Here is a 25,369-nt window from a genome sequence, read left to right on the forward strand (position 1 = left end):
GGGTAGTAAGAAAAAATAAAAAATAGAAGTATATAGCAAAATAACCACTTATGATAAAATAAAGTAGTTGCTTTATAAATGGACAATTATACAAAATTAGTTGTTCAAACATAATACTTAGACAACCAATGTACTTTAGGAGGAAAAACATGAGTCGTATTTCGATTGCAATAGATGGGCCTGCAGCTGCTGGAAAAAGTACAGTAGCAAAAATAATTGCAGAAAAGCTATCATATATATATATCGATACAGGAGCAATGTATAGAGCTATCACATATAAAGCGCTAGAAAATAACATTGACCTTCAAGATGAAGCAGGATTAATTAACACCCTTAGAGAAACAAAAATAGAGCTATTTCCAAGTGAAGAGGGACAACTTGTTTTTCTTGATGGAAAAAATGTAACAAATGAAATTAGAACATCAGAAGTTACGAACAATGTTTCAGTTGTTGCTAAGCACAAAGAAATTCGGGAGGAAATGGTTAAAAGACAACAACAATTTGCTGTAGATGGCGGCGTTGTTATGGACGGTCGAGACATCGGAACTCATGTGCTTCCACATGCTGAAGTAAAAATCTTTCTTTTAGCAAGTGTAGAAGAAAGAGCGAAACGCCGTCATGAAGAAAACCTTAAAAAGGGATTTCTTTCAGACCTAGAGCAATTAAAAATGGAAATCGCTAATCGAGACAAACTGGATTCAGAGCGTGAAGTGGCTCCTCTTACAAAAGCTTCGGATGCAGTTGAAATTGATACAACTTCCCTAGGAATCCATGAGGTTGTTGATCAGATTATGTCTATAGCAATAGAAAGGATCGGATGAATGTGACGTTTTACTCGTTTGCCAAAACCGTGGTGTACTCTATTTTTAAACCTTTATATCGAATAGAGATTGTTGGTGCTGAAAATATGCCGAAAGAAGGTGGAGTCCTTCTTTGTGCTAATCATATACATAATTTCGACCCACCTGTTGTCGGCATAACTGCACCACGTCCTGTTCATTTTATGGCAAAAGAAGAACTATTTTCAGTTCCCGTTCTTGGCAAACTCGTAAATCATTTAAATGCATTTCCTGTTAAAAGAGGGATGAGTGACCGAGAGGCACTGCGTAAGGGTTTAGCAGTATTAAAAGAAGGAAATGTCCTTGGACTATTTCCTGAGGGAACGAGAAGTAAAAATGGGGAAGTAGGGAAAGGATTAGCGGGAGCTGGGTTCTTTGCCTTACGGTCTGATTGTTATGTTGTGCCTTGTGCCATCATTGGTCCTTATAAGGCATTTAATAAACTAAAAGTGGTGTTTGGTAAACCGATTCAAATGGATGAATTAAGACAAAGGAAAGCATCTGCAGAGGAAGTTACAGATACCATTATGAATGAAATTAAACTCATTATGAAGAGTAATAAATAAAGGCTCTTTTCTAAAACTTTGTTGCTTTTCGCTTAGATATACTTGCCTAAAGGTTATACATGCTACATTGGATTTATAAGGTTATCAGTTTTAGAAAAAGCCTTACCATCAAAATATGTAGCACTCTTTAACTAGTTAGGGTAAAAATCGGCTTCTGGATTTTTACTTTAACAACAATCATTACGAAAACAGCCTAAATAAAATATTGATGTAAAAATATCTAGGTTAATTCAAGATGTTTTAGTAGAAGTAAGAAGGTTCTTGCTTGACAAAAAACCGGTTTTGTAAGAAGTTATTAAAAAGGGATTTTTTAGATTTTTCTAAAAGATTCAGAGAGAATGTTTTCATATGTGATACCACATCACTGACATAACGATTATGGAGTAGTCATTGGATAAGGAGGAGTACATATGTCTGAAGAAATGAATCAAGTAGAAGTTAGAAATTTTGAGGTTGGAGACAGAATAAAAGGGCAAGTAACAAAGGTGGAAGAAAAACAAGTTATTGTTAATATTGAAGCTAGTAAACTCGATGGAATCATTCCAATTAGCGAATTATCTAGTATCCACGTTGAGAAGGCAAATGACGTGGTTGCTGAAGGGGATGAGCTTGACCTTGAAGTAACTAAAGTCGAAGAAGATGCCCTTATTTTATCAAAAAGAAAAGTAGATGCTGAAAAGGCATGGGATGAATTAGAGAAAAAATTTGTTAGCGGTGAAGTATTCGAAGCTGAGATTAAGGATGTTGTAAAAGGCGGCCTTGTAGTAGATTTAGGCGTTAGAGGGTTTGTTCCTGCATCATTAGTTGAAGCTCGCTTTGTAGAAGACTTTACTGATTATAAAGGAAGAACATTAACTTTTAAAATTGTGGAATTAGATAAAGAAAAAAATCGTTTAATCCTTTCACACCGTGCAGTGATTGAAGAAGAAAAAGGGAAACATAAACTAGACCTTCTTCAAACGCTTCATGCTGGTCAAGTTTTAGATGGTACAGTTCAAAGAATAACTGATTTTGGAGCTTTTGTTGATATCGGTGGGATTGATGGGTTAGTCCATATCTCTCAATTATCACATGAGCATGTGGAAAAGCCTTCTGACGTTGTAGAAGAAGGACAGAAAGTTAGAGTAAAGGTGTTAAGTGTAGATCGTGACAATGAAAGAATTTCACTATCTATTAAAGAAACATTACCTGGACCTTGGGCTTCTATTGGAGAAAAGGCACCAAAAGGTAGCGTTCTGACAGGAGTAGTAAAGAGATTAGTTTCATACGGAGCATTTGTTGAACTGTATCCTGGAGTTGAGGGCTTAGTTCATATTTCGCAAATTTCCCACAAGCATATTGCTACTCCACATGAAGTGTTAAAAGAAGGCCAAGAAGTACAAGTGAAGGTTCTTGAGGTAAACGAACAAGACCAACGTTTATCTTTAAGTATTAAAGAATTGGAAGAAAAAGAATCTGAATTCCCAACTGATTACGAATTACCGGAGGAGTCCAAAGGATTCCAACTAGGTGAAATGATTGGTGATCAACTAAAGAACTTAAAAAAATAATGGTGATGAAAAGTGACTAGATCTAAGCGTAAATGGGACCATATTGAATATGCTCTTTCAACAGGTCAAACTAGGATGACCGGCTTCGACGATATCACGTTTGTCCACCAAAGCTTACCTAATATTGCATTATCTGATGTAAAATTAGATGTTAAAATTGGCGAACTTTTTTTAAGTTCGCCAATTTTTATAAATGCGATGACGGGTGGTGGCGGTGAAAAGACACTCCAGATTAACCGGGACCTTTCCATAGCAGCCCACGAAACAAAAATTGCGATGGCTGTAGGATCACAAATGTCTGCATTGAAAGATCCGATTGAAAGGGATACTTACAGGATTGTAAGGAAGGAAAATCCAAATGGAATAGTTATTGGAAATTTAGGTAGTGAAGCAACAGTAGACCAAGCTAAGGCTGCAGTTGATATGATAGAAGCTAATGCTTTGCAAATCCATCTGAATACCGTTCAAGAACTAACCATGCCAGAAGGAGATCGTGATTTCACAGGAGCTTTAAAAAGAATCGAAACGTTAGTAGAACAATTAAATATCCCTATTATCGTTAAAGAAGTTGGTTTTGGTATGAGCATGGAAACGGTCAAACAATTAGCCTCAGTTGGAGTATCTATAGTAGATGTGGGTGGATTTGGAGGAACAAATTTCGCCAAGATTGAGAATGAAAGAAGGGCAAGACTTCTTTCTTATTTCAATGACTGGGGAATTCCTACTGCTGTCTCGATTATAGAGGCAAAGGAGCAACATCCTCACTTGTCCATCATTGGATCAGGTGGAATCCAAACGAGTTTAGATATGGTAAAATCTTTAGCGTTAGGGTCCACTGCTGTTGGTTTAGCAGGGTACTTTTTAAAGATTTTACTAAAGGATGGTTTGACCAAACTGATTGAGGAGATTAACGAAACGAAAACCGACCTTACTATGATGATGACAGCACTTGGAGCAAAGAATATCAGTGAATTACATCAAGTTCCTTTAATCATATCAAAAGACACTTATCATTGGCTTAATGAGCGTGGTATTAATACAAAGAAGTTCAGTCAAAGAAAGATACAAAAGTAAAGCTCTCGCAAAAGCGAGAGCTTTTTTTGTATCTAGGTAAGAAAAATTAAGCTTTTTGGAGTTAGACTACTGTCTAGTTCCAGCGCCCAGCGACTAGTGTACTTCTCTCCTCTCCCTACGATAAGTCAACATCGAATCGCTCTCGCTCTTCGTGTTTCCTTTATCTCAGTCGAGGAGCTCCAGTCCATACGTCGCTAAACGGGGCGCTTCCACTTTTCTTAATTAACTATACTTGTTATCATTCAAAGATCTTGCTTCCTCAGGGCTAGACAGTTTTGTTGCTCCTGGGTAATGAAGCGCTTGGTCGCGATCTGATTCATTAATACGTCCACTTTTTCTTAATTTTTTTTCTTGGCGGTCTTTTCCCATCATCACACCTCCTATCATTAACATGAGTCTAATTCGAAAGTTTATTCATGCAGCGATTAAAGTACATAACCATTAGCCATAATGTAAATGATAGGAGGTGTAGTGTGGAAGGAATCGTATTTTATTGGCTCTTTTGGATGTACTGGGTACTAACAACCTTTTTTGTAAAAAAGGATAATCCATATCGTTTTAAAATCTCAATTTGGTTACTATTTGCCATTATAACTTCATTACACACAATTGATTTATTAGGGTTTCAGATATCTGCTACAGCTCTCTTTATGCTCACTACAGCCTACATTGTATTAGGGACAATTAAGGGGAAAACATTTCTATATATGATTTTAACTTCATTCATCGGCATGTTGGCTTATACAAGCTTTCAATTGTTCGAGTTATATGACCCAGTTTGGATTATTTTTAATCGAGCCTGGCTTTTAGGATTAATTATGGCTTACTTTACGATTCTGGTTGAAAGACGTTTTTATATGAGGTTAGTAACGATGGTTTTAAGTATCGCCCAGGGTGAGATCTTATTTGCCATTGTATTAAGAAGGTTTTCTTTTGATTACGAAATTGGCTCTCTTTCCTGTTTGGATGTTATGGCCATTACAGCAGCCTTTATCCTCGCTTGGAGTGGCTTTGAGAGATTAACAGCATTATTCGAACATCACTTTAATCATCTAGAAAGGGAGAAGCATAAACTATCATGAGTGAATACACATACCCTATTATTTTTGGATTAGTTATTGGAACAGCTACTAGGATTTATATGTTAAGGTCTGACTACCGACAATATCCAACCTATCTTCATGGAAAAATTATTCACGTTGCTCTTGGTTTTATTGCTGCCGGTTTAGGAACAGTAGCAGTGCCTTCCATTTTAGAAGAGGAATTTACTGCTATAACCTTTTTAACACTTGCGGCTTCACAATTTCGCGAAGTAAGGAACATGGAGCGTAATACTCTGGCGGAATTGGATAATTTAGAGCTAGTTCCTAGGGGGAAAACTTATATTGAGGGGATAGCTGTTGCCTTTGAAAGTCGTAACTATCTAGTGATTTTTACGTCATTAGTCAGTACTATGACCTATTTATTAGTAAATATATGGGTAGCTATTGTGGCTGCTATCGTGGCTGTTATTATCTCAAAATTATTAATGTCTGGTGGAAAAGTAGGAGACATCGTTGACATCGAATTCATTGAACCAAGGTTTGATGGTGCCGGGTTATATGTTGATAACATTTATATTATGAATATCGGCTTACCTGCAAGACAAGAGGAAGTACTAAGGTACGGGATGGGATTTGTCTTAAAACCAAAAAACTTCAACTCTAGATCAACCATTGCAAATTTAGGTCAAAGACAAGCCATTTTACATGATGTTTCAACCGCACTGGGGGTCTATAGAGACTCTGGGACACCAGCTTTAGTCCCTCTTGCCAAAAGGGACTTAGATGACGGAAGAATAGGTGTATTCGTCCTTCCACAAGAAAAAGATATAGATAAAGCATTAAAGATTATCTGTAATGTTCCTGTATTGGAAAATGCAATCAGAATGCCTTCAGAACGGAACAAAAAGATGAAAGGAAGTTCATGATGTCCTCATTGAATAAATTTATCCTTGCTGTCATAACAACAAATCCAAAGAAGGTACCAAGTGGGGCGGCGGTTTTTCATTGTGATGATACAAAGGAAATGGAGCAAATCACAGCTAATTTAGAGGCGATATTAGACGGCATTGCCCATTCATTAACAGATGAAATGTATGTAATCGTCAAGCACTAGAAAATAGCTGCCAATGTTTTCATTGCGAGGAAGAATCCTCTTTGATAATATAATGAGGTTAGACCCTTCTACGAAAAGAAGGGTTTATTTTACTAATGGAATTGTTTTTATTGTATAAAGGGTCAAACAAAAGAAACTCTTTTCTACATAAAATTTAAATGACAAAGCCTGAAAAACCGAAAGGAATGATATATGTGGTAAAACCAGTTTTAGCCATCGTTGGTCGTCCGAATGTGGGTAAATCAACCATTTTCAATCGTATAGTTGGAGAACGTGTATCCATTGTAGAAGATATACCAGGAGTAACGAGAGACCGTATCTACGGTTCAGCAGAATGGCTAACACATGATTTCAATATTATTGATACGGGCGGTATTGATATTGGAGATGAACCATTTTTAGAACAAATTCGCCAACAAGCAGAAATTGCCATTAATGAAGCAGATGTCATCATTTTTCTAACAAATGGAAGAGAAGGTGTAACCGCTGCAGATGAAGAAGTAGCAAAAATCCTTTATAAAGCGAAAAAGCCTGTTGTGTTAGGGGTAAATAAAATTGATAACCCTGATATGAGGGATCAAATTTATGATTTTTATGCTCTAGGATTTGGTGAACCGTTCCCAATCTCAGGTTCTCATGGTCTTGGACTTGGAGATTTATTGGATGAAGCAGCGAAACATTTTCCTAAACATGAGGAAAATCAGTACGAGGATGATGTCATTAAATTTTCACTTATTGGTCGACCTAATGTTGGAAAATCATCATTAGTTAATGCTATTCTTGGGGAAGAGCGTGTTATTGTTAGTAATATTGCGGGAACCACTAGAGACGCTATTGACTCTCTTGTCTCGATTAATGGGGACAAATATGTCATCATTGATACAGCAGGTATGAGGAAAAAAGGGAAAGTGTATGAAACGACAGAAAAATATAGTGTCCTACGTGCTTTAAGAGCAATTGAGCGTTCAGATGTTGTCTTAGTCGTTTTAGACGCTGAAGAAGGTATTATTGAGCAAGATAAACATATTGCCGGTTATGCTCATGAAGCGGGACGAGCTGTTATTATTGTTGTTAATAAATGGGATGCTGTTGATAAAGACGAAAAGACGATGAAGGAATATGAAGAAAAAATTAGAAGTCATTTTCAATTCTTAGATTATGCACCGATCGTCTTTTTATCTGCTAAAACTAAAAAACGTATCCATACATTAACGCCAATGATTAACATGGCAAGTGAAAACCATTCGATGCGAGTTGAAACAAGTGTATTAAATGACATTATTATGGACGCTGTGGCTATGAATCCAACACCGACAGATAATGGTAAACGATTAAAAATTTACTATACCACTCAAGTTTCAGTAAAGCCACCTACATTTGTTGTGTTTGTTAATGACCCAGAACTATTGCACTTCTCTTATAAACGCTTCTTAGAAAACAGAATAAGGGATGCTTTTGGTTTTGAAGGTACACCAATCAAGATCTTTGCTAGAGAAAGAAAATAAGAGGCTGTTTCATGTTGTTGTTAGTAATAACAATAGATATGTAAGTAGTCAATAAGGTTAAAGGTTGTGATTAAATGGAACAAATTAGAGAAAAAGTAGCTGTTGTGGGAGCTGGAAGTTGGGGGACTGCGTTAGCTTTAGTCCTTGCAGATAACGGTCATGAAGTACGTCTTTGGGGACATAATCCTTCTCAAATAGATGAAATTAATCAAAATCATACCAATACAAAATACTTAGGTGACGTTATTTTACCTGAGGGCATTATCGGTTACTCCTCTTTAGAGGAAGCTTTAGTAGGAATTGATACGATTATTTTAGCTGTTCCTACTAAGGCAATTAGAGAGGTATTAAACAAGATTACAACTGTGCATAAACATCCTCTGACAGTTGTTCATGTTAGTAAAGGAATTGAACCGGATACGTTCCTTCGAATCTCAGAAATGATTGAAGAGGAAATGCCTGAAGAGTTGCTAAAAGATGTTGTTGTTTTGTCTGGCCCAAGTCACGCTGAAGAAGTTAGTCTGAGACACCCAACAACCGTTACGGCCTCTTCAAAGCGAATGGAAGCAGCTGAGAAGATTCAAGATATATTTATCAATAATAACTTTAGAGTTTACACAAACCCTGATATTGTAGGGGTAGAAATCGGTGGTGCACTTAAGAATATTATTGCTCTTGCTGCCGGAATTACGGATGGTCTTGGGTATGGAGATAATGCAAAAGCAGCCTTAATTACACGTGGATTAACCGAAATTGCTCGACTTGGAACCAAAATGGGTGCAAGTCCATTAACCTTCTCTGGTTTAACTGGGATAGGTGACCTTATTGTAACATGTACAAGCGTCCACTCTCGAAATTGGAGAGCTGGTAATTTATTAGGTAAAGGCCATAATCTTCAAGAAGTATTGGATAATATGGGGATGGTTGTTGAAGGTGTTAGAACAACAAAAGCCGCATACCAATTAGCACAAAAATATGAAGTAAGAATGCCAATCACAACAGCCCTTTATAATGTACTGTTTAATAATGCTAGTCCTAAAGACGAAGTAGATAAGCTCATGGCTCGTGTGAAGACGCATGAGATGGAAGACTTAACAAATGTGTTAGGTGAAAAAGATTGATGAATAATATTCTTAAAATATAGGCAAACGAGGATGCGAAACGTATGCATTTAGCATAAGATGCTACGAAGCAAACTGGTGAAATGAACAGGGTGAATGGAGTATTTAGTCATTCGGACTAAAGTAAGGAGCTTGCCCCTTCTTTACTTTAGTCTTTTTTTCGTTTTCCTATATAATGGTGACCATAAATCTATATAATTTATGGTTATTTTAAAAAATCGAATAAAAATTCATCCTACTATGGTATAATACTTTTCGGAAAAAGGAGAGGATGTACATGTCACCAGCAATGTTAAAAATGTGGGTTTCATTAGGTGCAATGGGATTTATGTTTATTTCTATAATCATGATTTATCTTAGCCGTTTTAAAATAAAAAACGGTGTATTAAAATTTATATCCGCTTTATTAGCTTATAGTTTTATGATTGTTTCTGGAATCGTGATTTTCTTTGTCGTATTTAGTGGACCCACTAATGAATAGCCTAAACTACATACATTAAGGGTTGATAAGAATGAAAAATAAATTTTACCTTTTATTAATTTTTATAATTGCTACGACCATTTTATCTGGATGTATGTATCCTGAAGAAAAAATGGCTCAAAATCAGACACCCTATAAGGACCAGGTAGATGCGGTTCAAAATGCAATCAAGCAGTATCAAGAGGATAATGGGGGGCTCCTACCTATTAAAACAAGGGACATGGAAACTCCTATTTATCAAAAGTACCCAATCGAATTCAAGAAAATTGTCCCTAAGTATTTAGCTGATCATCCTGGTAATTCATTTGAATCTGGCGGAATCTTTCAATATGTTTTAGTAGATGTAGAAAATAACCCGACAGTCAAATTGTTTGATCTTCGTATTTCAGAGACGATTAGGGAAATAAAAATACGCCTGAAAATGCAGGAGTATCCGCCATTTAAAGAGAGAATTGCGGGTAATGTTTATACATTAGATTTTAAAAAACTGGGCTATAAGGAAGATCCATATGTGGTCAGCCCCTTCACCAATCAAAACCTTCCCTTTGTCATTAGTGGAGATGCAGAAATCTATGTAGACTACCGAAGTGATTTATACCAGGTCATGCAAAAGGAAAAACATAACTATCAACCTGGAGAAGATATGAGGGATATCCTTGTAACTAATTCAATGTTCGTACCAGCCTATTCTCTCCCTTATACGATTGATGAAAAAACAGAAGAACCAATCTTTTTAACAAAATAGTCATAACCCTTCACCTACTAAAATACATTGTAGGAGAAGGGTTTTTTGTTTGTTTTTACACCCGATAAAATAGTAGGCATTAATAAGGGGGTAAAAAAATTTAGAAAAACTGTCATAAGCGAGTAGGACAACATCATAAACATATAGTGTCTATACAATAAAACTATTAGGATATATATTATCCCACTAATGGATTCAGGAGGGGATCACTTGGAAAAGGTAGATATTTTTAAAGATATTGCTGAGAGAACCGGCGGCGATATATATTTAGGAGTAGTTGGAGCAGTTCGAACAGGAAAATCAACTTTTATTAAGAAGTTTATGGAGCTAGTTGTTATACCAAACATGACTAGCGAGGCAGACCGAGCTCGAACACAAGATGAATTACCTCAAAGTGCAGCTGGTAGAACGATTATGACAACTGAACCTAAATTTGTTCCGAACCAAGCGGCTTCTATACATGTAGGAGAAGGCTTAGATGTGAACATTAGATTAGTAGATTGTGTTGGATATACTGTACCTGGAGCGAAAGGGTACGAGGATGAAAATGGTCCTCGAATGATTAACACTCCTTGGTATGAAGAACCTATTCCGTTCCATGAGGCAGCGGAAATTGGTACTAGAAAAGTAATTCAAGAGCACTCTACTATCGGTGTAGTGATTACTACAGATGGTACGATTGGAGAAATTCCTCGTTCTGATTATATCGAAGCAGAGCAAAGAGTTATTGATGAGCTTAAAGAAGTTGGAAAACCATTTATCATGGTAATTAATAGCGTACAACCACATCATCCAAATACAGAAGCTCTAAGAAAAGATTTATCTGAAAAGTATGACATTCCTGTATTAGCTATGAGTGTTGAGAGCATGCGTGAAAATGATGTTATGAGTGTTATGCGTGAAGCTTTATACGAATTCCCTGTACTTGAAGTGAATGTAAATCTTCCAAGCTGGGTAATGGTATTAAGAGAAGATCACTGGCTTCGTGAAAACTACCAAGAGGCTGTGAAAGATACAGTGAAAGACATTAAACGCCTACGTGATGTAGACCGCGTCGTTCACTTATTTAGTGATTACGAGTTTATCGACCGTGCTAGTCTTGCTGGAATTGAAATGGGGCAAGGGGTAGCAGAAATCGATTTATTCGCTCCAGACGACCTATACGATGATATTTTAAAAGAAATCGTTGGTGTGGAGATCCGTGGAAAAGACCATTTACTAGAGTTAATGCAAGACTTTGCTTACGCTAAACAAGAGTATGATCAAGTAGCAGACGCTCTTAAAATGGTTAAACAAACAGGATATGGAATTGCAGCTCCATCACTAGCAGATATGAGCTTAGATGAGCCGGAAATCATCCGTCAAGGTGCACGTTTCGGAGTTCGTCTGAAAGCAGTTGCACCGTCTATCCATATGATTAAAGTAGATGTGGAATCAGAATTTGCTCCGATTATCGGAACAGAAAAGCAAAGTGAAGAATTGGTTCGCTACTTAATGCAAGATTTCGAAGACGACCCACTTTCAATCTGGAATTCAGACATCTTCGGACGCAGCTTAAGCTCAATCGTACGCGAAGGCATTCAAGCAAAATTATCCCTAATGCCAGAAAACGCTCGATATAAACTAAAAGAAACCCTTGAGCGCATCATCAACGAAGGCTCAGGCGGACTAATTGCTATTATCCTATAGTTATAAGACTCCAATTTTGGGGTCTTTTTTTTGTATTATCCGAAAATATTAATGTTTTTAACAACATTTGAAGCAGTGAGTGGATTGCAGCGGAAGGCACTTGACTCCTGGGGGATTAGCGTTACAGGCGAGACCCCACAGGAGCTTGCGACGAGGAGGCTCGACGAACGCCCCCGGAAAGCTAGTGCCTGGAGCGGAAAGGAACGGGCAAAATCTATAATCTAAACCAGAATTCTATTGGATAACAGCCTTTTAAAAAACATTAAGAATAATGTATAAGCAATTATTTTTTTACAAAAATGTTTCAAAAACATAAAGATTACCATTATTTTGCTGAATTTTTCTTGATAACAGCATATGATTATGATAATCTTTTATCAGAATTACTGATAATTTTAAAGAAAGCCTTATAAATAAAGGGTTTGAAGAGAAAAACATTTGAAATTTTCATTTTTATCATTTAATATAAGGCATGTCTAGAAAAAAGGCATAGCAACGTATAGAATTCAGTAATTTTGTTTACAAATGTAGATAAGACGTTGTTTTTGATGATTTATATATTTTGGGAGGAGGTGAAAGGCATGAACAAGACAGAATTAATTAACGCAGTTGCTGAAGCTAGCGAGCTTTCTAAAAAGGACGCTACTAAAGCAGTTGATGCTGTTTTCGATGCAATCTTAGATGCTTTAAAAAATGGTGATAAGGTACAATTAATCGGATTCGGTAACTTTGAAGTACGTGAGCGCGCGGCTCGAAAAGGTCGTAACCCACAAACTGGAGAAGAAATCGAAATCTCTGCTAGTAAGGTTCCTGCTTTCAAACCAGGTAAAGCGCTTAAAGATGCAGTGAAATAATTACATAAAAAGTACTTTAAGCTTATGATTGTAAAAAAAGACCACATTTATACGTGGTCTTTTTTTGTGTCTAGCTAATCTAGTTTGTTTTAGATTTCTATGTTGAAATTTGACGCATTAACTGGATGATTTGAGTAATTCGTTACATACTATTTGTAAAAATGATTTGCCGTTATGAGAGCCTTCTATTTTGCTTGTTTGAAAATGGTTGTGCTAATATTGGTATGATAGAGAGTAAATGTAGGAAAGAAGCTCATCCCTACTTGCCATTTTACATAAAATCTTAAATTAATGTATAGCATGGGCTGATCAAGGCTCTTTTTCTTGAGGCTGTTTTCGCTCTCGAATACAACCCTATTTAATAATTGGAGGAAGCAGAATGTCTAACGTGAATCGTGCCCAAATAGAAGATGCAGTGCGCTTAATACTAGAAGCGATCGGTGAAGATCCTAATCGTGAAGGATTACTTGATACTCCTAAACGTGTAGCTAAAATGTATGAGGAAGTATTTTCAGGTTTAAATCAAGATCCAAAAGAATACTTCGAAACTGTTTTTGGTGAGGATCATGAAGAGCTTGTCCTAGTTAAAGATATCCAATTCCATTCAATGTGCGAACACCATTTAGTTCCTTTTTACGGTGTAGCACATGTTGCCTACATTCCTAGAAACGGAAGAGTTACAGGATTAAGTAAATTAGCTAGAGCTGTTGAGGCAGTTGCCAAAAGACCACAATTACAAGAACGTATCACATCCACTGTTGCTGATTCTATTATGGAAAAGTTAGAGCCACATGGAGTAATGGTTATAGTGGAAGCAGAGCACATGTGTATGACTATGCGTGGTGTAAAGAAACCGGGTGCTAAAACTGTTACTTCTGCAGTAAGAGGTAATCTTGCAAGTGATGCGAAAGCTCGTGCAGAAGTACTGTCACTAATTAAATATTAAGATATTTACCTACGTAACATACATGTGAACAGTAAAATATTAAAAGGCTGAAAGATTTCTTTTAGCCTTTTACATTATTAGATGGACGAGGTGTCTTATGGAAAAAAAACAAACTCCTACTAGTGACTATATTGTAATTAAAGCTATTGAAGATGGAGTAAATGTGATTGGTTTAACAAGAGGTTCAGATACTAGATTCCATCATTCGGAGAAACTAGATAAAGGGGAAGTAATGATAGCTCAATTTACGGAACATACTTCGGCAATTAAAATTAGAGGGCAAGCTAGAATTGTTACATCTTACGGAGAAATTGAAAGCGAACAGAAAAAGTGACAATTAAATGAAAACATGGCCCATTACAAGTTCTTTTATGATATAATTGTCACTGCCTTTATAACTATAGGCATACTCAAGATTTTATAATATTTTACATATGCACGTTCTACATAGAGAGAACGTTTTATATTTTTTGAACTAGATATTTTTTCTAGTAAGCTTGATTTTACATATGAGGAAACTATAGGGATACAAGGGTGATAATCTTGGAAGACATTCAAAAGAAAATAGCAGATCTAAAAGAAAAAATACAGGAACAGCTTATGCATCCCTATCTGTTAAGTAACATACAGGCACCAGTTATTGATGAAGATAAACTACTTATTCTCATCTCCATTTTAGATCAAGTAGACTTACCAATTAAAACCTATGATAACTACGTGCTTACTACTATGCTCTTACACGTAGCCATTGACACCCATGAGCAAGTAACTAATTCTATTCCAGACGAAGATGCCTTGAAAACGAGACAACTTACTGTTTTAGCAGGGGTATACTATAGTGGACTGTATTATAAGTTCCTTGCAGCAGAGGATGATGTGGATGTCATTAGAATGTTAGCTGAGGGCATTAAGGAAATATATGATAAAAAGATACTGGTTTATCAAAAAAGTCTTGATAGTCAAGAAAAATTAATGACAAGTCTAATGGCCATTGAATCATCTTTAATCGATAAATTCATTAACTATTTTAAATTAGATTCTTGGAATGAGTTGGCTTCCAATTTCCTGTTAATTAAGCGACTTTCAAAAGAAATGGAACAGTTTAAACAGTCAGGGAAATCGGTTGTTTTTGAAGCACTTAAACAGCTTACTTTACCTAATGTTCCTACATTAAAGGACTTATCCTTAGAGCAGCAAAACCATTTAATCTTAATCTGCGAAAAGTATATGGATTATGCACGGGATTTATTAGAAAAGGCAATAGTCAAGTTGCCACATCTAAATGCAAATTTAAATCAAAGAATATCAACCTTATTACAACAACCAAGCTTAATGCGAAAGGAGGTTAAATAAAATGCAACAATCTAAAGAACAACGTGTGCATGGTGTCTTTGAGAAGATCTCAGATAACTATGATAAAATGAACTCGGTTATTAGTTTTCAATTGCATAAAAAATGGCGTGAAGACACGATGAAAAAAATGAACGTTCAAAAAGGTCAAAAGGCCTTAGATGTTTGTTGTGGTACAGCAGATTGGTCCATCGCGTTAGCTAATGAAGTCGGTAGTAATGGTGAAGTAATTGGATTAGATTTTAGCGAGAATATGTTAAAGGTAGGTCAAAGAAAAATTGACCAGCTAAATTTAAAGCAAGTAACATTAATCCATGGGAATGCGATGGAGCTGCCTTTTTCTGATAATACCTTTGATTATGTTACAATAGGATTTGGTCTTAGAAATGTACCAGATTATATACAAGTGCTAAAAGAAATGGAGCGAGTATTAAAACCTGGTGGAATGGCTGTATGTCTAGAAACTTCTCAGCCAACAATGTTTGGATACAAACAGCTCTATTTTTTCTATTTCCGTTTTATCATGCCGATATTTGGTAAAATATTTGCGAAAAGTTACGAGGAGTACTCATGGTTACAAGAATCAACTCTTAACTTTCCAGGAATGAAAGAATTAGCTAGTATGTTTGAAAGTGTTGGTTTCAAAAAAGTATTCTACAAACCGTATAGCGGGGGAGCTGCGGCAGTTCATATCGGCTACAAAGATAAATAGGTTTTCGGTTAGATAGTAGTATCGGTAAATAACTATCAGCCTTTTTATATACTACCTTTATGTTGGTTTTCTAAAGGTTTAGGGCCTTTAAAAAGAGAGGATTAGAAACTAGGAGAAGTTGTATGAAGTTAAAAATGATGTATTCATTCCTGAATTCGGATATTAACATAATAGAAAAAACGTTAGAGGAGACTGTTGTTGCTGAGTCCCCTCTATTACATCAAGCATCCTTGCACTTACTTCAAGCTGGAGGGAAAAGAATTCGTCCAGTTTTTGTATTGCTTGGAGGTAAGTTCGGTAATTACGATATTCATGTAATGAAGAATGTAGCAGTAGCTCTTGAACTTATCCATATGGCTTCTCTAGTTCATGATGATGTAATTGACGATGCAGAGATTCGCCGTGGTCAGCCAACCATTAAGGCTAAATGGGATAACAGAATCGCTATGTACACAGGTGACTATATCTTTGCGCGCTCTTTAGAGTTAATGACCAATATCACTAATCCATTAGCTCATAAAATATTGTCTGATACTATTGTTGAGTTATGTGTTGGTGAAATTGAGCAGATTAAAGATAAATATCGGTTTGATCAACACTTGAGGGATTATCTTCGAAGAATTAAAAGAAAGACAGCTTTATTAATTGCTGCTAGTTGTCAATTAGGTGCGGTTACGGCAAATGTTGATGAATCCGTACAAAAAAAGCTGTACCAATTTGGTTATTATGTTGGAATGTCCTTTCAAATTACGGATGATGTCCTCGATTTCGTTGGTACAGAAAAGGTATTAGGGAAACCTGCCGGTGGGGATTTATTACAAGGTAATATCACGCTCCCTGTCTTATTTGCTATGGAAAACGAAGAAATCTATCCGGAAATTGTTAAAGTTCATGAGAACATGGACCGTAATGAAATCGTACGAATTATCGAGTTAATCAAACAGTCGGGAGCAATTGAGAAATCAATTGCCATTAGCGACCGCTATTTAGTAAAGGCACTCGATATTTTGAAGGAACTTCCAGATAACCGTGCTAAGAAAACATTAAGAGATATTGCACATTTCATTGGCAAACGAAAATTTTAACTGGGTTGCTAATTTATCTAAATAATGTTAATATTTTTCATGGATTGCCTGTACAAGGTAACACATACATAATGATATTTAGGAGTGGAATGCATGGAAAGAACATTTTTAATGGTTAAACCAGACGGCGTACAACGTAACTTAATCGGAGAAATCGTAGCTCGTTTTGAGAAAAAGGGCTTTCAATTAGTAGGCGGTAAATTAATGCTAATCACTAGAGAATTAGCAGAGCAACATTATGGTGAGCACAAAGAGCGTCCTTTCTTTGGTGAGTTAGTAGATTTCATTACTTCTGGTCCAGTTTTCGCAATGGTTTGGGAAGGTGAAAATGTAATTGCAACTGCTCGTTTAATGATGGGTGCTACTAACCCTAAAGAATCAGCTCCTGGAACAATCCGTGGTGACTACGCAGTAACAGTTGGAAAGAACATTATTCACGGTTCTGATTCTCCTGAAAGTGCTGTACGTGAAATCGGTTTATTCTTTAAAGAAGAAGAGTTAGTTTCTTACACAAAATTAATCAACGAGTGGACTAACTAATATAAATACAATTTATTTCTAAAAAGAGCTCTTGTATGTCTACAAGGGCTCTTTTTTGTAACCGTATACAGTAATATTCAAGAAGTTCTTGAAAAATACATTTTTTTATTTACTTTTTTGTGAAAATTGCCTTTTTTTCTCTTATTTTCGCTATACTTAATTTACAAATAGGGAAATACAATGGATGTAACAGGAGAGAAGAACCATGTCACAAGATTATTTACAGTTTATAGCAAGTATTAAGAAAAAGACGGGGATAGATTTAGCTTTATATAAAGAAGCGCAAATGAAAAGAAGACTAATCTCTCTTTATGAAAAAAAAGGCTTTAAGTCTTTCGATGATTTTTATCAAGCTATTAGTAGAAACACAGAATTACTAAATGAGTTTCTAGATCGTATGACGATTAACGTCTCCGAATTCTATCGTAATGGAAAACGATGGGAAGTACTTGAGCAACGTCTATTACCAAAATTATTAGGCCAAAATAAGAAATTAAAAATTTGGAGTGCTGCATGTTCTACTGGGGAAGAACCATATACTTTAGCTATGATTATGTCTAAGTTTATGCCTTTATCTCAAGTGCAAATACTAGCAACTGATTTAGATGAAAACGTAATAAAGAGAGCTAAGGTCGGTGCATATCCAGAGAGGTCATTAAATGAAGTCCCTGATGATATCAGGAAGAAATACTTTACCCAGGATGGAAGTTTTTATCACGTTTCAGAGGAAATCAAAAAAACGGTAACTTTTAAGAAACAGAATCTACTTGCGGATTCTTTTGGTGGACCATTTGATTTGATCGTTTGTAGAAACGTTCTAATTTATTTTACAGAGGAAGCAAAAGATCTTTTATACCATAAATTTAGCGGTGCACTTAGGCAAGACGGAATATTTTTCGTTGGCAGTACAGAGCAAATATTCAATCCTGCATTATATGGATTTGAAACAGAAGATACATTTTTCTATCGCAAAAAGTAGGGGCCAATGAGGCTCCTTTTTATTTACTAATAGAAAAGAGACATAACCTCCATTTTTGTTTATTAGATGCTTTCATGATAAAATGACTCCATCTTTAAAAGCTTAACGTATCTAATTTTTAAAAGTAGCCAAGCAATAAAATTACTATAATTTTCAAACTAATACTATTCTTATTATTATGCATATGTTATATTGAGACATAATCCTTTAATGAGTTGAAGGGGGAAAGAGTGATGAGATACTTAACAGCCGGGGAGTCACATGGCCCCCAATTAACGACAATTGTAGAAGGTCTACCAGCGGGTATGCCACTTGAGGCAGAAGAAATAAATCAGGAATTGTCTAGACGTCAAAAAGGGCATGGACGAGGACGGAGAATGCAAATTGAGAAAGATACCGTCCAAATTTTAAGTGGAGTTCGTCATGGTTATACATTAGGTTCTCCAGTAGCATTAGTGGTAGAAAATAATGACTGGAAACATTGGACTAAAATTATGGGTGCAGAACCATTGGATTTAGGAGCAGAGGAAGAAGTAAAGAGAGTGATTTCTCGCCCGAGACCTGGGCACGCTGACTTAAATGGTGCACTAAAATATGGACATCGAGATATGAGAAATGTATTGGAACGTTCTTCGGCTAGAGAAACGACTGTAAGAGTGGCTGCAGGGGCAGTTGCTAAAAAGCTACTATCCCTTCTAGGTATTAAAGTTGCTTCCCATGTAACTGAGATTGGTGGCGTTAAATCTTCAGTACATTCTTATAACTCTATTGAAGAACTTCAGGAGATTACGGAGAATTCCCCCGTAAGATGCTTAGATCCTGTAGCCGAAAAAGAAATGATGAAGGCAATAGATGATGCAAAAGCAAACGGGGATTCAATCGGTGGGATTGTAGAAGTCATTGTTGAAGGAATGCCTCCTGGAGTAGGAAGCTATGTACACTATGATCGAAAACTCGATGCAAAGTTAGCTAGTGCAATCATCAGTATTAATGCCTTTAAAGGCGTTGAGTTTGGAATTGGCTTTGAGGCGGCTAGAAAACCTGGAAGTGAAGTACATGATGAAATTACGTGGAATGAAAAGGATGGTTATTCTCGTAAAACGAATCGCTTAGGTGGTCTAGAGGGTGGAATGTCCACTGGAATGCCTATTATTGTTAGAGGAGTCATGAAACCAATTCCTACATTATATAAACCGCTGCAAAGCGTTGATATTGAATCAAAAGAGCCATTCTCAGCAAGTATAGAACGTTCAGATAGCTGTGCTGTTCCTGCAGCAGCTGTTGTTGCGGAAAGTGTGATTGCTTGGGAATTAGCGAGTGCGATTGTAAATCAATTTTATTCTGATAGAATCGATACATTAATTGAAGTAGTTGAGAAACAACGCCAATATGCGAGGGAGTTCTAATGGAAAAGGTCCATATTTCAACGCCCTCTAAAGACTATCCCGTATTTATTGAAAAAGAGGCCATTGGTCAATTAGAATCATTTCTTAAAGATTCAAATCGGGAAGTTAGTAAAATTCTTATCATTACGGATTATAATGTTGGTGACCTTTATCTGTCAAAGCTAGAAAATAGTCTTTCTAGCTTTGACGTAACTCATTACGTCGTTCCAAATGGAGAAGAAGCTAAGACATTTGAAATCTACTATAGCTGCTTATCTTATGCACTTGAGCAGAAGTTAGATCGAAAATCGTACATTTTAGCGTTAGGTGGAGGTGCGGTTGGAGATTTAGCCGGCTTTGTCGCAGCGACTTATATGCGAGGGATTCCTTTCATACAAATTCCGACTACTATCCTTGCTCATGATAGTGCTGTTGGTGGGAAAGTAGCTATTAACCACCCTCTTGGAAAAAACATGATTGGGGCTTTTTATCAGCCTGAGGCTGTTTTTTTTGACTTGAATTTCTTAAAGTCACTGCCTCTAGTAGAAAAAAGGTCTGGATTTGCGGAAGTAATTAAGCACGGATTAATCCAAGATTTCTCCTTTTACGAATGGTTAAATAAAAATATTACTAGCCTAGAGACACTGACCGATGAACAAATAAGTTTTTTCTTAAAAACAGGTATCAACATTAAGGGTGCTATCGTAAAAGAAGATGAAAAAGAGAATGGTATTCGAAGGTTCTTAAATTTTGGTCATACTCTAGGGCATGCCATCGAAGCAGAAGCTGGGTATGGTAAAATTTCACATGGTGAAGCTGTTATGATTGGTATGGTTTATGCTCTTCAGCTTAGTAAGGCAGTAACTAATCTTTCTTTTAATATGGATCATTTTAAGGGGTGGTTATCTGAGCTAGGTTATCAAATTACTGTGCCTAGTTATCTGGACCCTAAGAAGTTGTTAGCTAGAATGAAACAAGATAAAAAGTCTATCAAACAAAAAGTTACTTTTGTTTTATTAGAAGAGATTGGCCAACCAATGATAAAAGAATTATGTGATGAACTGATATTAGAAGAGTTAGAGCACTTATATACTTATAGTGGATAAACATGAACTAAAAAAGGGAGGAATGTGAATGATTAGAGGGGTTAGAGGAGCTACCACAGTAACGGAAGATTTAGAAGGACAAATCGTAGAGGCAACAGGTACATTATTAGAAGAGATGATTAAATTAAATGAAATTAACCCAAACGATGTAGCATCTATCTTTATTTCTGTTACTGAAGATTTAACAGCTACTTTTCCTGCAAAAGCCTTAAGATCATTTGATGGTTGGACATACGTTCCAGTCATGTGTATGAAAGAGATTCCCGTTCCTTCTGCTTTAAGAAAATGCATAAGAATCATGATTCATTTAAATACCTCTAAGGAGCAAAATGAAATTCAACACGTTTATCTAGAGGGAGCATCAAGTTTACGTCCAGATTTAAAGTAGATTTTATATATGAGTTTAGTTGAGGTGGATACGATGAGATGGAAAGAGCAAGTGTTGGTACTTCAACCATACCAACCAGGTAAATCAAAAGAAGAAGTAAAAAAACAATATGGTCTTGATGAAATAATAAAATTAGCATCAAATGAGAATCCTTTTGGCTGTTCTGAAAAGGTAGTGTCAGCCATACAAGATTTTTCAGGCTCTTATGCGCTATATCCAGATGGTTATACAACAGATTTACGTTTTGAATTAGCTGAATTATTAAAAGTAGAAGCAAATCAATTGATATTCGGAAACGGTTCTGATGAAATTATACAAATAATTGCCAGAGCATTGTTACGACCTGGTTATAACACCGTAATGGCCTCACCAACATTTCCACAATATAAGCATAATGCAGTAATTGAAGGAGCAGAGGTTCGAGAAGTTCCACTTATTGAAGGTGAACATGATTTAGAAGGAATGCTTGCTGCCATTGATGATAAAACAAACGTGGTTTGGGTTTGTTCTCCAAATAATCCAACAGGCACCTATATCTCTAATCATAAACTTCTATCCTTTTTAGAAAGAGTACCTGAAGAAACTCTTATCGTTCTTGACGAAGCCTATTTTGAATATGTAGTTGCAGATGATTATTATGATGCAGTTGAATTAATAGAGACATATAAAAACCTTATTGTTTTAAGGACATTCTCAAAAATCTACGGATTAGCAAGCTTCCGTGTAGGATATGGGATCAGCAATTCAGACATCATTCGCTCCCTAGAGCCAGTAAGAGAACCATTCAACACAAACACATTAGCTCAATTAGCAGCAAAAACAGCCATTCAAGACCAAGAGTACGTAAAAAAATGTAGAGAGCTTAACCGCAAGGGATTAGAGCAGTTTTACTCTTTCTGTAATGAAGTAGGTCTTTCGTATTCATTATCACAAGGAAACTTCATCCTGATTGACTTTGAGGTAGACAGCAATGAAGTATTCCAATACCTAATGGAGAGAGGTTTTATCGTTCGTTCTGGTAAAGCACTAGGCTTCCCAACCTCCATTCGTGTAACAGTCGGATCTGAAGAACAGAATAATGGAGTGATTGAAGTCATGAAGGAATTTCTTCAATCGAGAGTGACCTTAACTAAATAGAATACTTTTGATAGAAAAGGTTAGTGCTTTTTAGTGTTATTATCTGAGTTGATTGGAGCGGAGGACATTTGACTCCTGCAGGAATAGAGGGAAGGGGAGACCCCACAGTCGGCACGACGAGGAGGCTCCCCTCCATCCCTGCGGAAAGCAAGTGTCCGGAGCGGAAATCAACGGGCAAAATTTTTACAGTAAACAAACAACAAATAGCTACTGTTAGTCTCATTTTTAAAAGGGGGGATTTCCTTGAAAGGTCGTGTATTTGTAATAGGGTTAGGCTTAATTGGAGGCTCTTTAGCTCTATGCGTAAAGGAAAGACACCCTAAGGCAACCATAATCGGATATGATATAAACGGGGAACAATGCCGCCTAGCAAAAATGCTGGGCGTCATTGATGAAATCGCATCTAGTATTGAATCAGTAGCTACAGAGGCTGACTTAATCTTACTGGCAACTCCTGTTAGAGAAGCGGAAAGAGTAATTGATAGTCTCTCTAAACTCCCTTTAAAAGATAATGTCATTATATCTGATGCTGGAAGTACCAAGGATATAATCGTCCAAAAAGCTGCCTGCTTAAAAGATAAGAACATTACTTTTATTGGTGGACATCCGATGGCTGGTTCCCATAAAAGTGGTGTTACCGCGGCAAAAGCCATTCTGTTTGAAAATGCTTTTTATTTGCTGACACCAGAGGACCATATTGACCCAAGAATAATAGACGAATTAAAAGAATGGTTAGCTGGAACAAAAGCGAAATTTCTCATTGTCTCTCCGGAAGAACATGACTACTTAACAGGAGTTATTAGTCATTTCCCCCATGTTATTGCGGCTTCACTCGTTCACCAAGCTCAACAAACAAGTCATGATCAAAAGCTTGTTACACGTTTAGCTGCTGGTGGATTTCGTGATATTACCCGAATTGCTTCTAGCAGTCCTGAAATGTGGAGAGATATATCCCTACATAATAAAAAGGTTTTACTATCCTTATTAGGTCGTTGGCAAAACGAGATGAATAAAATTGAGAAAATCATCACCGAAGAAAACGGGGAAGAACTTCTCAATTATTTTTTTCAGGCTAAACAATTCCGCGATGATTTGCCTATTAAAGAAAAAGGCGCTATTCCAGCCTTTTACGATTTATTTGTTGATGTTCCCGATTATCCAGGTGTGATCTCAGAAATAACAGGATATTTAGCGGAAGAAAGAATCAGTATAACCAATATTAGAATCTTAGAAACTAGAGAAGATATTAATGGAGTACTAGTAATTAGCTTCCAAACAGAAGAAGATAGAGAACGGGCTAATCAATGTATAGGGTCATATACCAATTATGAAACTTCCATTAGTCCTTAATGAAAAAAATGATAAGAAATCAATACTATTAAAAAAAGGGAATGATTATATGAACTCTGTTCCATTAACAACATGTGTTAATCAATTAAGAGGCAGTATCGACATTCCGGGAGATAAATCAATATCACACCGTTCCATTATGTTTGGGGCTATATCAGATGGAAAAACGGTCGTAACCAATTTCCTAACTGGAGAGGACTGCTTAAGTACCATAGCATGTTTCAGGAAGCTTGGAGTACATATTGAAGTTGATGATCAAAAAGTCGAAATAACTGGAAAAGGACTAAATGGGTTACGAGAACCGACTGAGGTTTTAGATGTCGGGAATTCAGGAACTACTATTCGTTTAATGTTAGGAATATTAGCAGGGAGACCCTTCTACTCGACGCTTATAGGAGATGACTCTATAGGTAAAAGACCTATGACAAGGGTGACAAAACCATTAACTCAAATGGGTGCCAAAATTGAAGGTCGTGAGGATGGTAAATATACTCCTATTTCGATACGTGGTGGGCAACTAAAAGGTTTTAACTATGAGCTTCCTGTTGCAAGCGCACAAGTTAAATCAGCTTTACTTTTTGCCGGACTTCAGGCTGAAGGAATAACAACTATTTACGAGCCCTCTAAAACAAGAGATCATACGGAGAGAATGATTGAACAGTTTGGTGGCGAAGTGGAAGTAGACGGGCAAGTGATCAAAATAAAGGGAAATCAATCATTTAAGGGGACGAACATTCATGTTCCTGGAGATATTTCATCAGCGGCATTTTTCCTAGTAGCAGGTGCCATTGTCGAAAATAGTGAAATCACCTTAAAGAATGTGGGACTAAATCCTACAAGAACAGGAATTCTAGATGTAATGAAAGAGATGGGTGCTGAAGTACAAATGATTAATGTACAAAAAGATGCCTTTGAACCTGTAGGTGACATTATTGTAAAAACATCAAAATTGAAAGGCACAGTTATTGAAGGTGACTTGATTCCAAGATTAATTGATGAACTTCCTGTAATTGCGTTGCTAGCTACCCAAGCCGAAGGAAAAACCATTATTAGAAATGCAGAAGAGCTTAAAGTGAAGGAAACCAATCGGATAGATACTGTTGTGAGAGAGCTAACCACACTTGGAGCAAAAATTGAAGCAACTGATGATGGAATGATTATCTATGGTAAAACCAACTTGGTAGGTGGAACGGTAAACAGCCACGGTGACCATCGGATTGGAATGATGTTAGCAGTTGCTGCCTTAATCTGTAAAGAAAAAGTAACACTCGAAAACTCAGAAGCCATTGCCGTATCGTATCCGTCCTTCTTTTCGCATTTAGGCAAAATCACGAAAACTTAACTAATGATTAGACACTTGAAAAAGGGGGCTGTCCGATAAGTCCCTATCCTATTTAAAAATACTCATCCAAAGTTCCATCTTTATATTGAGCACTCTGTTGATTGGAGTGGAAGGCACGAAGACTCTTGCGTGAGCAGCATGACAGGTGAGACCCACTGGCTTTGCAAAGTTGTAAATCAATTTGAATTTAAGTAAAAATTTTACATCTATATTTTGCTGTGGGAGCAAAAAAGACAATCTACAAATAAGATTGATATTTGTTCCCTTTTTTTGTAAAATGGTTTATTTTATTGTTCTTTTGACTTGCTTTTTTCTTTTCTCAATGACGAGAGCTACACGACCATAATTGACTTGTTCTTTTGGTCTATCTGGTATCTTCTGCCTGCCTCTTGATGTTTTCTTTGGCTTGAATTCCAAGGCGTTGATGAATTCTTCCCACGTTCTATTAAGGTAAGCTTGGATATGTTT

The 25,369-nt window shown here is 36.5% G+C and carries 27 protein-coding genes; 26 read left to right on the forward strand and 1 reads right to left on the reverse strand.

The features are described 5' to 3' along the window. Positions 1–149 precede the first annotated feature (149 nt). From cmk to fni, 4 genes are all read left to right on the forward strand, one after another. Positions 150–821 (forward strand): (d)CMP kinase, encoded by a 672-nt coding sequence (gene cmk, locus SM124_RS05435; RefSeq protein ID WP_322445256.1) that lies wholly within the window; start codon positions 150–152, stop codon positions 819–821. A 2-nt stretch (positions 822–823) separates the two neighbouring features. Then, positions 824–1,405, forward strand: a complete 582-nt coding sequence (locus SM124_RS05440) for a lysophospholipid acyltransferase family protein (protein ID WP_322445514.1) — start codon at positions 824–826, stop codon at positions 1,403–1,405. Positions 1,406–1,815: 410 nt separating this feature from the next. Beyond that, positions 1,816–2,955 (forward strand): 30S ribosomal protein S1, encoded by a 1,140-nt coding sequence (gene rpsA, locus SM124_RS05445; RefSeq protein ID WP_322445257.1) that lies wholly within the window; start codon positions 1,816–1,818, stop codon positions 2,953–2,955. A gap of 12 nt (positions 2,956–2,967) precedes the next feature. Further along, the gene (fni, locus tag SM124_RS05450) at positions 2,968–4,029 is read left to right on the forward strand and encodes a type 2 isopentenyl-diphosphate Delta-isomerase (protein ID WP_322445258.1); all 1,062 of its coding nucleotides are present in this window, start codon (positions 2,968–2,970) and stop codon (positions 4,027–4,029) included. Between the two features lie 222 nt (positions 4,030–4,251). Here the strand turns inward: fni and SM124_RS05455 are convergent, their stop codons facing one another. Further along, positions 4,252–4,398, reverse strand: a complete 147-nt coding sequence (locus SM124_RS05455; RefSeq protein ID WP_322445515.1) for a YpzI family protein — start codon at positions 4,396–4,398, stop codon at positions 4,252–4,254. A 104-nt stretch (positions 4,399–4,502) separates the two neighbouring features. Between SM124_RS05455 and SM124_RS05460 the strand changes: the two genes are divergently transcribed. From SM124_RS05460 to aroA, 22 genes are all read left to right on the forward strand, one after another. Beyond that, positions 4,503–5,111, forward strand: a complete 609-nt coding sequence (locus tag SM124_RS05460) for a YphA family membrane protein (RefSeq protein ID WP_322445259.1) — start codon at positions 4,503–4,505, stop codon at positions 5,109–5,111. After that, positions 5,108–5,998 (forward strand): YIEGIA family protein, encoded by an 891-nt coding sequence (locus SM124_RS05465; RefSeq protein ID WP_322445260.1) that lies wholly within the window; start codon positions 5,108–5,110, stop codon positions 5,996–5,998. The genes SM124_RS05460 and SM124_RS05465 overlap by 4 nt, the downstream gene beginning before the upstream one ends. Next, positions 5,998–6,186 carry a capping complex subunit for YIEGIA gene (locus tag SM124_RS05470; protein WP_322445261.1) on the forward strand — a complete coding sequence of 63 codons (189 nt, stop codon included), beginning with the start codon at positions 5,998–6,000 and terminating at the stop codon, positions 6,184–6,186. Before SM124_RS05465 ends, SM124_RS05470 begins: the two co-directional genes overlap by 1 nt. A gap of 194 nt (positions 6,187–6,380) precedes the next feature. After that, positions 6,381–7,691 carry a ribosome biogenesis GTPase Der gene (gene der / locus SM124_RS05475; protein ID WP_322445262.1) on the forward strand — a complete coding sequence of 437 codons (1,311 nt, stop codon included), beginning with the start codon at positions 6,381–6,383 and terminating at the stop codon, positions 7,689–7,691. A 74-nt stretch (positions 7,692–7,765) separates the two neighbouring features. After that, positions 7,766–8,812 (forward strand): NAD(P)H-dependent glycerol-3-phosphate dehydrogenase, encoded by a 1,047-nt coding sequence (locus SM124_RS05480; RefSeq protein ID WP_322445263.1) that lies wholly within the window; start codon positions 7,766–7,768, stop codon positions 8,810–8,812. 277 nt (positions 8,813–9,089) lie between these two features. Beyond that, positions 9,090–9,293, forward strand: a complete 204-nt coding sequence (locus SM124_RS05485) for a DUF2768 domain-containing protein (RefSeq protein ID WP_322445264.1) — start codon at positions 9,090–9,092, stop codon at positions 9,291–9,293. Positions 9,294–9,324: 31 nt separating this feature from the next. Next, entirely contained in the window at positions 9,325–10,038 is a 714-nt protein-coding gene (locus SM124_RS05490; protein ID WP_322445265.1) for a YphF family lipoprotein, read from the forward strand. A 210-nt stretch (positions 10,039–10,248) separates the two neighbouring features. Then, entirely contained in the window at positions 10,249–11,727 is a 1,479-nt protein-coding gene (spoIVA, locus tag SM124_RS05495) for a stage IV sporulation protein A (protein ID WP_322445266.1), read from the forward strand. 581 nt (positions 11,728–12,308) lie between these two features. Beyond that, positions 12,309–12,581 carry a non-specific DNA-binding protein Hbs gene (hbs, locus tag SM124_RS05500; protein WP_142383442.1) on the forward strand — a complete coding sequence of 91 codons (273 nt, stop codon included), beginning with the start codon at positions 12,309–12,311 and terminating at the stop codon, positions 12,579–12,581. Between the two features lie 379 nt (positions 12,582–12,960). Further along, entirely contained in the window at positions 12,961–13,527 is a 567-nt protein-coding gene (folE, locus tag SM124_RS05505) for a GTP cyclohydrolase I FolE (protein ID WP_322445267.1), read from the forward strand. Positions 13,528–13,624: 97 nt separating this feature from the next. Then, positions 13,625–13,861 (forward strand): trp RNA-binding attenuation protein MtrB, encoded by a 237-nt coding sequence (gene mtrB / locus SM124_RS05510; RefSeq protein ID WP_322445268.1) that lies wholly within the window; start codon positions 13,625–13,627, stop codon positions 13,859–13,861. Between the two features lie 200 nt (positions 13,862–14,061). Continuing rightward, positions 14,062–14,880 (forward strand): heptaprenyl diphosphate synthase component 1, encoded by an 819-nt coding sequence (locus SM124_RS05515; RefSeq protein ID WP_322445269.1) that lies wholly within the window; start codon positions 14,062–14,064, stop codon positions 14,878–14,880. 1 nt (position 14,881) lies between these two features. Continuing rightward, positions 14,882–15,589 carry a demethylmenaquinone methyltransferase gene (locus tag SM124_RS05520; RefSeq protein WP_322445270.1) on the forward strand — a complete coding sequence of 236 codons (708 nt, stop codon included), beginning with the start codon at positions 14,882–14,884 and terminating at the stop codon, positions 15,587–15,589. Between the two features lie 122 nt (positions 15,590–15,711). Beyond that, the gene (gene hepT / locus SM124_RS05525) at positions 15,712–16,674 is read left to right on the forward strand and encodes a heptaprenyl diphosphate synthase component II (protein ID WP_322445271.1); all 963 of its coding nucleotides are present in this window, start codon (positions 15,712–15,714) and stop codon (positions 16,672–16,674) included. Positions 16,675–16,767: 93 nt separating this feature from the next. Beyond that, on the forward strand, positions 16,768–17,214 hold the full coding sequence (ndk, locus tag SM124_RS05530) for a nucleoside-diphosphate kinase (protein WP_322445272.1): 447 nt from the start codon (positions 16,768–16,770) through the stop codon (positions 17,212–17,214). Positions 17,215–17,419: 205 nt separating this feature from the next. After that, positions 17,420–18,193, forward strand: a complete 774-nt coding sequence (locus SM124_RS05535) for a CheR family methyltransferase (protein WP_322445273.1) — start codon at positions 17,420–17,422, stop codon at positions 18,191–18,193. A gap of 233 nt (positions 18,194–18,426) precedes the next feature. Then, positions 18,427–19,599, forward strand: a complete 1,173-nt coding sequence (aroC, locus tag SM124_RS05540) for a chorismate synthase (RefSeq protein WP_322445274.1) — start codon at positions 18,427–18,429, stop codon at positions 19,597–19,599. Next, positions 19,599–20,684: a 3-dehydroquinate synthase gene (gene aroB / locus SM124_RS05545; protein WP_322445275.1), complete on the forward strand. Its 1,086-nt coding sequence runs from the start codon at positions 19,599–19,601 to the stop codon at positions 20,682–20,684. The genes aroC and aroB overlap by 1 nt, the downstream gene beginning before the upstream one ends. Positions 20,685–20,712: 28 nt before the next feature. After that, entirely contained in the window at positions 20,713–21,072 is a 360-nt protein-coding gene (aroH, locus tag SM124_RS05550; RefSeq protein ID WP_322445276.1) for a chorismate mutase, read from the forward strand. Between the two features lie 33 nt (positions 21,073–21,105). Next, on the forward strand, positions 21,106–22,209 hold the full coding sequence (hisC, locus tag SM124_RS05555) for a histidinol-phosphate transaminase (RefSeq protein WP_322445277.1): 1,104 nt from the start codon (positions 21,106–21,108) through the stop codon (positions 22,207–22,209). A 243-nt stretch (positions 22,210–22,452) separates the two neighbouring features. Continuing rightward, positions 22,453–23,559 (forward strand): prephenate dehydrogenase, encoded by a 1,107-nt coding sequence (locus tag SM124_RS05560; protein ID WP_322445278.1) that lies wholly within the window; start codon positions 22,453–22,455, stop codon positions 23,557–23,559. Between the two features lie 49 nt (positions 23,560–23,608). Further along, complete coding sequence (gene aroA / locus SM124_RS05565) at positions 23,609–24,901, forward strand: 3-phosphoshikimate 1-carboxyvinyltransferase (RefSeq protein WP_322445516.1); 1,293 nt, start codon at positions 23,609–23,611, stop codon at positions 24,899–24,901. The last annotated feature ends 468 nt before the right edge of the window (positions 24,902–25,369 follow it).

It is taken from the genome of Robertmurraya mangrovi (assembly GCF_034427655.1).
Lineage (GTDB): Bacteria > Bacillota > Bacilli > Bacillales > Cytobacillaceae > Robertmurraya_A > Robertmurraya_A mangrovi.

Bases quoted from the DNA above. Each gene is read 5' to 3' on its own strand.
- aroB (WP_322445275.1), top strand. From the start codon at position 19,599: ATGGAAAAGGTCCATATTTCAACGCCCTCTAAAGACTATCCCGTATTT.
- SM124_RS05480 (WP_322445263.1), top strand. From the start codon at position 7,766: ATGGAACAAATTAGAGAAAAAGTAGCTGTTGTGGGAGCTGGAAGTTGG.
- SM124_RS05485 (WP_322445264.1), top strand. From the start codon at position 9,090: ATGTCACCAGCAATGTTAAAAATGTGGGTTTCATTAGGTGCAATGGGA.
- hepT (WP_322445271.1), top strand. From the start codon at position 15,712: ATGAAGTTAAAAATGATGTATTCATTCCTGAATTCGGATATTAACATA.
- SM124_RS05535 (WP_322445273.1), top strand. From the start codon at position 17,420: ATGTCACAAGATTATTTACAGTTTATAGCAAGTATTAAGAAAAAGACG.
- SM124_RS05455 (WP_322445515.1), bottom strand. From the start codon at position 4,398: ATGGGAAAAGACCGCCAAGAAAAAAAATTAAGAAAAAGTGGACGTATT.
- SM124_RS05470 (WP_322445261.1), top strand. From the start codon at position 5,998: ATGTCCTCATTGAATAAATTTATCCTTGCTGTCATAACAACAAATCCA.
- hisC (WP_322445277.1), top strand. From the start codon at position 21,106: ATGAGATGGAAAGAGCAAGTGTTGGTACTTCAACCATACCAACCAGGT.
- aroA (WP_322445516.1), top strand. From the start codon at position 23,609: ATGAACTCTGTTCCATTAACAACATGTGTTAATCAATTAAGAGGCAGT.
- aroH (WP_322445276.1), top strand. From the start codon at position 20,713: ATGATTAGAGGGGTTAGAGGAGCTACCACAGTAACGGAAGATTTAGAA.
- SM124_RS05490 (WP_322445265.1), top strand. From the start codon at position 9,325: ATGAAAAATAAATTTTACCTTTTATTAATTTTTATAATTGCTACGACC.
- SM124_RS05520 (WP_322445270.1), top strand. From the start codon at position 14,882: ATGCAACAATCTAAAGAACAACGTGTGCATGGTGTCTTTGAGAAGATC.
- SM124_RS05465 (WP_322445260.1), top strand. From the start codon at position 5,108: ATGAGTGAATACACATACCCTATTATTTTTGGATTAGTTATTGGAACA.
- hbs (WP_142383442.1), top strand. From the start codon at position 12,309: ATGAACAAGACAGAATTAATTAACGCAGTTGCTGAAGCTAGCGAGCTT.
- cmk (WP_322445256.1), top strand. From the start codon at position 150: ATGAGTCGTATTTCGATTGCAATAGATGGGCCTGCAGCTGCTGGAAAA.
- folE (WP_322445267.1), top strand. From the start codon at position 12,961: ATGTCTAACGTGAATCGTGCCCAAATAGAAGATGCAGTGCGCTTAATA.
- mtrB (WP_322445268.1), top strand. From the start codon at position 13,625: ATGGAAAAAAAACAAACTCCTACTAGTGACTATATTGTAATTAAAGCT.
- rpsA (WP_322445257.1), top strand. From the start codon at position 1,816: ATGTCTGAAGAAATGAATCAAGTAGAAGTTAGAAATTTTGAGGTTGGA.
- aroC (WP_322445274.1), top strand. From the start codon at position 18,427: ATGAGATACTTAACAGCCGGGGAGTCACATGGCCCCCAATTAACGACA.
- ndk (WP_322445272.1), top strand. From the start codon at position 16,768: ATGGAAAGAACATTTTTAATGGTTAAACCAGACGGCGTACAACGTAAC.